Genomic DNA, 6,580 nt, shown 5'->3' with positions numbered 1-6,580 from the left:
TTGCATTAATGGCGATAAACTTAAGAAAGTACGCAATACGGGAATGGTAATTCCCAATTTATACATAAAAATAGAGAAGGTGATGTCAAATTCGACATCACCTTCGTTTCACTATGATAGAAAGCATTCCGCTTTAATGTTTTTTAATCAACACAGATAATAGTTTTTTCGGTAACATACGCTCTAAAAGTACCGCAATCAAGCAAACGGTAATAAAGCAATAAACAAAAAACACAACACTCCGAATAAATTTCGTTACATCTAAGATCATAATCCACTTATCAAGAAAATGATAGCCGATGATCATGAGTGTAAATAATCCACAATATGAAGTTAGAGCTAAATAACGTTCCTTGTGCGTAAGTTGCTTAATGATTGTACGTTTTCTAAAAATTTGGATGACAAGTAGCAACGTAATTGCTGTAATCAATATGCTAAGTAGCATTTGCATCCCCCTCTCAAGCGATTCCTTACCTATGTAGTTTTGACTGCTCTTATACTTATATTGTTCCCAAATCGCTCAAAATTCAAGCAATTGCTTTTAAAAATTTAAGAATTTTTACATATTTGAAATATAATAAATATGCTGTAAGTACTTAGTATTTATTGTATAGACTTATATACGATAGAGTATTTGCTTGTATTCAACATAAAAATTTTACTATTTTTAGCCTAAATAGCTTAGGTTCTATAGTAAACATATGAAAAAATTCATTGCTACATCATTTTTGTAAGGCATTCTTAAAAGGCAACACGATGAAGGACTGGGAAAAATACGGCACGATAAACCGTAGTACTATTTATAAAAAATACAATACTTCATTCGTAAATTCTTACGCTGAAATGAACGTTAGCAAAGATTTCGCCGAAACATTTACACATTTTATCTTCTTAAAAAAAATAGCTACCACAGCCTTTCAAAACAAAAAAATTCGTTACTTCTACAAAAATAAAGGCATGGTGATATGACGCAATGGCATTCTAAAAAATATCAACAAGTCATACTATTAAAAAAGAGAACCCGTCGAATCATACGGGTTCTCTTTAGTCGTGTAAGCGATATTGTTGGCATCCATTATCGATTAAAAAATGGACTTTCTTCTATTATATTAGCGTAATGCAGTTGAAATTGATTTTGATTGTAGGTGTAGACCGATAAAGTCTGGGCCACCTGCTTTTGAACAAGTGCCGGACATATTATAGCCACCAAATGGTTGGTAGCCAACGATGGCACCTGTACAGCCACGGTTGATATATAGGTTCCCAACGAAGAAATCTTGTTTTGCCTGTGCAATATGGTCTTCATTGTCTGAAATAACAGCACCTGTTAAGCCGTATTCTGTGTTGTTTGCGATGTCTAATGCTTCATTAAAATCTTTTGCTTTTGAGAAAGCAACGATTGGACCGAAGATTTCTTCCTGCATTAAGCGTGCGTTTGGTGCAACATCTGCGACAACCGTTGGATTGACAAAGTAACCTGTTGAATCATCTGCTGTCCCACCGGCAACGATGCGGCCTTCTTCTTTCGCTACATCGAAGTAGCTTGTAATTTTTTTGAATGCAGCCTCATCAATAACGGTTGCCATGAAGTTTGAGAAGTCTTGTGGGTCTCCGATTGTTAAGTCATTTGTTAATTTCACCACTTTTTCAAGTACCTCATCATACACATCCTCTACGATTACCGCACGTGAACATGCTGAACATTTTTGACCAGAAAAACCAAATGCTGATTTCACAATAGATTCAGCTGCTAAATCTAAATCCGCCTCTTTGTCGACCACAATCGTATCTTTTCCGCCCATTTCTGCAATGACACGTTTGATCCAAATTTGACCTTCATTTACTTTTGATGCACGCTCGTTAATACGTAAGCCGACATCACGAGAACCCGTGAAGGATACAAAGCGTGTACGTGGATGGTCAACTAAGTAGTCACCCACCTCACCGCCAGGCCCTGGAATGTAGTTGACAACACCGGCCGGAAGACCAGCCTCCTCTAAAATTTCCATGAATTTATAAGCAATCACTGGCGTTGTTGACGCTGGTTTTAATAACACCGTATTCCCTGCAACTGCAGCTGCAACTGTTGTACCCGCCATAATCGCAAATGGGAAATTCCAAGGCGAGATGATCACACCGACACCAAGTGAACGGTATTCGAATGTATTTTTCTCACCGTCACGTGAGTTGACTGGCTTGCCATCTTTTAGCTCCAGCATTTGACGCGCATAATATTCCATAAAGTCGATTGCTTCTGCTGTATCCGCATCGGCTTCAATCCATGGCTTGCCTGCTTCTAGCGTCATCATCGCTGACATTTCATGGCGACGTTCCTTCGTAATTTCTGCTGCTCGTAATAAAATCGCCGCGCGCTCTTCTGCTGGGGTTTTACTCCACTCATCGAATTTTGCATCTGCGACCTGCATCGCACGTTCCGCTAATTCTTTTGTTGATTTTGACACCGTCCCTACAACTTGTGTTTTATTCGCTGGGTTATAAGACGTAATTTTGCCATCCGTTGTAACACGTTCGCCACCAATAATTAACGGGTAGTCTGTGCCAAGCGTCGCTTTCACTTTTTCAAGTGCTGCTTTGTAAGCCGTTACATTTTCCTCTTTCGAAAAATCTGTTAATGGTTCTGTTACGTAGTCTGGTAAGTTTTTTACATCAATCATCAATAAATCCTCCTCGGTGAAAGTGCCAAAATATTTTGCACATTTATATTTTACATTTTTATTATAGTGCATAATTATTTTACAAAGCAACTGTTTTATACGATTTTTTTGTTTTTTCGAGAATTTAATTACCCCAAACAACATTTACGCATAAAAAAGAAGCCAAGGAATCCATTCCCTGACTTCTTTCATGTTTTAACGTTTTGAAAGGCGACCGATTAAGAAAGCCCCTGCTGCTAAACCGAGTAGCGTATTTGTTTTTTTGTTGAACACTTGCTTCGTTACAAGCGCTAAATTTTGTGGACGCTCTGCTAGACGGCGCATAAAGTAGCCGTACCAATCTTCGCCAAACGGTACATATGTTGTGAAGTGATACCCTTCTTTTGCCAATTCCTTTTGCATATCTGAACGGAAGCCATAGAGCATTTGGAATTCAAATTTATCATTCGAAATATCATGCTCTTTAACAAATTTTTTAATATGCGCAATAATCGTATGATCATGTGTCGCAACCGATGTATATTTTGCATGCAGTAAACTATATTCTAAAAGTTTTACATAGTTTGCATCGATGTCTGCCTTGTCTGTATAGGCCACATCTGCTGGCTCCTTATACGCACCCTTTACAATGCGTAATCGATAATCACTGTATTTTTCTAAATTATCCATCGCCTCGTGGAAATACGCTTGAATTACTGTACCAACGATACCTGGGTATTTGGCATGGACCGCTTCTAAAATCGAAAATGTCGGATGTAAGCGTGAATAATTTTCTTGATCTAAGTTAATAAAAATACCATACTCATACGCTTTTTCAGCAATTTCTAATACATTCTCTAAGCAAAAATCATAATCAATATCCAGACCCACCTGTGATGGCTTAATTGAAATATGGGATTGAACACCACTCGCATGAATCGCTTCTACGACTGCTAAAATTTGCTCTTTTGCTGCTGTTGCTTCAGCGCGGTCATGTACAAATTCCCCTAAATTATCAATTGTTGCTTCGATGCCTTGCTCATTCAAATGACGAATCGTCTCGATTGCCTCGTCAATATTTGTCCCCGCCACGACAGATTGTGCACCTAATTTCAATCCAAATTTTTGTGCCCCTGCATTTAGCGTACGATTATTTGATAGTGTTAAAAAGAAATTTTTTAGTAGTTCAGCCATTGCCCAAACCCCCTTGCATTATTTGATTTGAAGCATAAAACGTTTTTTTTATTTTTGCAACTATTATTTTTTCTACTTTTTCTCGTTTATCACAGAAAAACGTTTACTAAAGCGCTTTCATCATTTGTAAAAAATATTTTTGAAGCATAACAAAAAGACCTTTCTTTTGTAAAAAGAAAGGCCTTTTATACCCTATTAGGTGTTATTTAAAGTTATAGTTCGTTACAATCGGCTCGCGACCTTCTGTTGTATCACGGAAATATTCATATAAGCATGTGCCTAAGAATGAGCCTGCCATATTTTTTACATTTGTAAAGCCAGCACCTTGAAGCGCTACCGTTGCGTTATAGCTTCGTTGTGCAGAACGACAGTGAATATAAACTGGAATATCGCGAGGAATTTCATCCATACGTTCACGTAACTGGCTTAAAGGAATATTATGTGCACCCTTTAGCATGCCATTTTTTAATTCTGCCTCTTCACGCACATCGACAATATAGGCCCCTGATTCTACTAATTCACGCGTTTGTGACACATGAACTTGCTTGAAGCGTCCCGCTAAAAGATTATCCGCTACGAGTGCCGCCATATTCACAACATCCTTGGCTGTGCCATACATTGGTGAATACGATAACTCTAAATCTTTTAAATCATCGACTGTGCCGCCAAATGAAATAAGCGTCGCAATGACATCAATTCGTTTGTCTGCATTGCCTTTACCAATTGCTTGTGCACCGACAATCTTTCCTGTTGGCACTTCAAAAATTAATTTGAAATGAAGCGGATTACTATTCGGCATTAACCCCACTTTATCAGGCGAAATAACATAAACGCTATCGACTGTCATACCTGCTTCACGTGCTGTGCGCTCATTGATGCCCGTTGTCGCACATGCGTAATCAAAAATTTGAATGCTTGATGAACCAATGACACCGCGGTGACGGTTTGTGATGCCGTACATGTGATCTGCCGCTGCACGCGCTTGTTTTTGAGCTGGTCCTGCCAGCGCAAGACGTGTTTTCTTATGCAAAATTTGGTGGAATACTTCAATCGCATCGCCTACCGCATAAATCGATGGATCACTTGTAACATAATTACCATCGACAACAATGGCACCCGTTTCACCAATATCTAAGCCCGCATCCTCTGCTAAAGTAGTATCTGGACGAACGCCAATGGCTAGTACGACTGCATCCGCTTTTACTTGCTTACCTGACTGCAATGTAACTATTTTGTCCTCGATAGATGCAAGACCATCTCCTACACGTAAATCAATGCCTTTATCAAGCATCTCCTTATGAATGATTTGAACCATATCGTCATCAAATGGCGCCATTACTTGTGGTGCAAATTCAATCAGTGCAACATTTTTATTCGCTAGGCGTAGATTTTCTGCCACTTCTACACCGATAAACCCACCACCGATAACGGCGATATTTTCAATCGTATCTTGTGATACATACTGCTGTAAGCGTTCAATATCCACGACATTACGCACTGTGAAAACATGTGTCGCATCGATACCCGGAAGCGCTGGTACGATTGGTTTGGCGCCTGGAGACAGCACCAACACATCATAGCTCTCATCACTTGTTTCACCTGTTGCATGATTATGTATTGTCACTTTTTTATTCACTTTATCAATATGTGTTACCTCTTGAAAAACACGTGCATCAATATTGTATTTTTTCTTAAATTGTACCGGATCCATCATTAATAATTTTTCGCTATTCTCAACAATTCCACTTAAATGAAACGGTAATGAACAATTAGAAAATGATACATGTGGACCTTTTTCAAGCATAATAATCTCAGCTTTTTCATCTAAACGACGAACACGTGCAGCAGTAGAAGCTCCTCCTGCTACGCCGCCGATCACAACAACTTTTTTCGACATACTATCCCTCCATTATTGAATATAGCTTAATTTTATACCTATCGGGGTATCAAAACAATACATTACGTAAAAAACTTCCTAGCATTGCTACTAGAAAGTTTTCGTTTCTTCATCAGAGAACGTCATTTTTAAAGGCTCTATTTTATGTGCAATAAGCCAACCTGCCGCATTACGCACCGCAATTTTTACACTTTCACCATAAACATTGTTATGATTACGATCTTTAATCAATGCATGTATTAGCTTGCGTTGATGACTTTGAAAGCGCTCGTTCTCCTCTGATTTTTGTACAGCATCATAGTAAAGCTTCGTCTGAGAATCAAATGAATTAAAATATTGAACATTTTTAGTATCCATTATTTTACTTAATCCTTCTGTTGTTTTTTGTAATATAAAATGCGCTAATACATACGCTGAAGGCGCATAATAAGCATATTTTTGTAGAAAATCTGTGACTGCTGGATGATTGTACATAATTTCCATCAAATAATAATTTGCTGGATAAACAAATGATTTTTCCCAATTTCGAACACTGACTAAACGCTCACTATTTAACTGCGCCCATATCGAAAGTTTCGCTGTTTCATAATCATCTGTCATCGTTGACCAAGCAGGGGACGCCGGTAATGCATCCTCTAGCAATGCTTTCTCTTCCAGAAAGACAGTGAATTGCGCTTGATCAATTAAAAACAAACAATTTTTTTGTATAATTTGATTGTTCATTTGATTGCTTTACTCCCTTATCACATATCGAAAACACATTAATTTTAGAAAAATTCAAATACTTTATTAAGAATACCATACCATTATAGTGTTTTCTATTACTTTATAAACT

5 protein-coding genes are annotated in these 6,580 nt (G+C 37.9%); all 5 read right to left on the bottom strand.

Features of this window, described 5'->3' with window-relative positions:
- Positions 1-133: 133 nt before the first annotated feature.
- Positions 134-445, bottom strand: coding sequence for a hypothetical protein (locus ACFSY7_RS17020; RefSeq protein WP_380148830.1), 312 nt, complete (start codon positions 443-445; stop codon positions 134-136).
- A 664-nt stretch (positions 446-1,109) separates the two neighbouring features.
- A complete protein-coding gene (pruA, locus tag ACFSY7_RS17015; protein ID WP_380148829.1) occupies positions 1,110-2,675 on the bottom strand; it encodes an L-glutamate gamma-semialdehyde dehydrogenase in 1,566 nt (521 codons plus the stop codon).
- A gap of 195 nt (positions 2,676-2,870) precedes the next feature.
- Entirely contained in the window at positions 2,871-3,848 is a 978-nt protein-coding gene (locus ACFSY7_RS17010; RefSeq protein ID WP_380148828.1) for a proline dehydrogenase family protein, read from the bottom strand.
- A gap of 202 nt (positions 3,849-4,050) precedes the next feature.
- Positions 4,051-5,745, bottom strand: coding sequence for an FAD-dependent oxidoreductase (locus tag ACFSY7_RS17005; protein ID WP_380148827.1), 1,695 nt, complete (start codon positions 5,743-5,745; stop codon positions 4,051-4,053).
- 90 nt (positions 5,746-5,835) lie between these two features.
- Positions 5,836-6,468 (bottom strand): hypothetical protein, encoded by a 633-nt coding sequence (locus ACFSY7_RS17000; protein WP_380148826.1) that lies wholly within the window; start codon positions 6,466-6,468, stop codon positions 5,836-5,838.
- Positions 6,469-6,580 lie beyond the last annotated feature (112 nt).

The sequence above is a fragment of the Kurthia populi genome (assembly GCF_042686175.1).
Classification (GTDB): Bacteria; Bacillota; Bacilli; order Bacillales_A; family Planococcaceae; genus Kurthia; species Kurthia populi.
The sequence above is the reverse complement of the archived record's forward strand: the minus strand, read 5'-3'. Positions and strand labels throughout refer to the sequence as shown.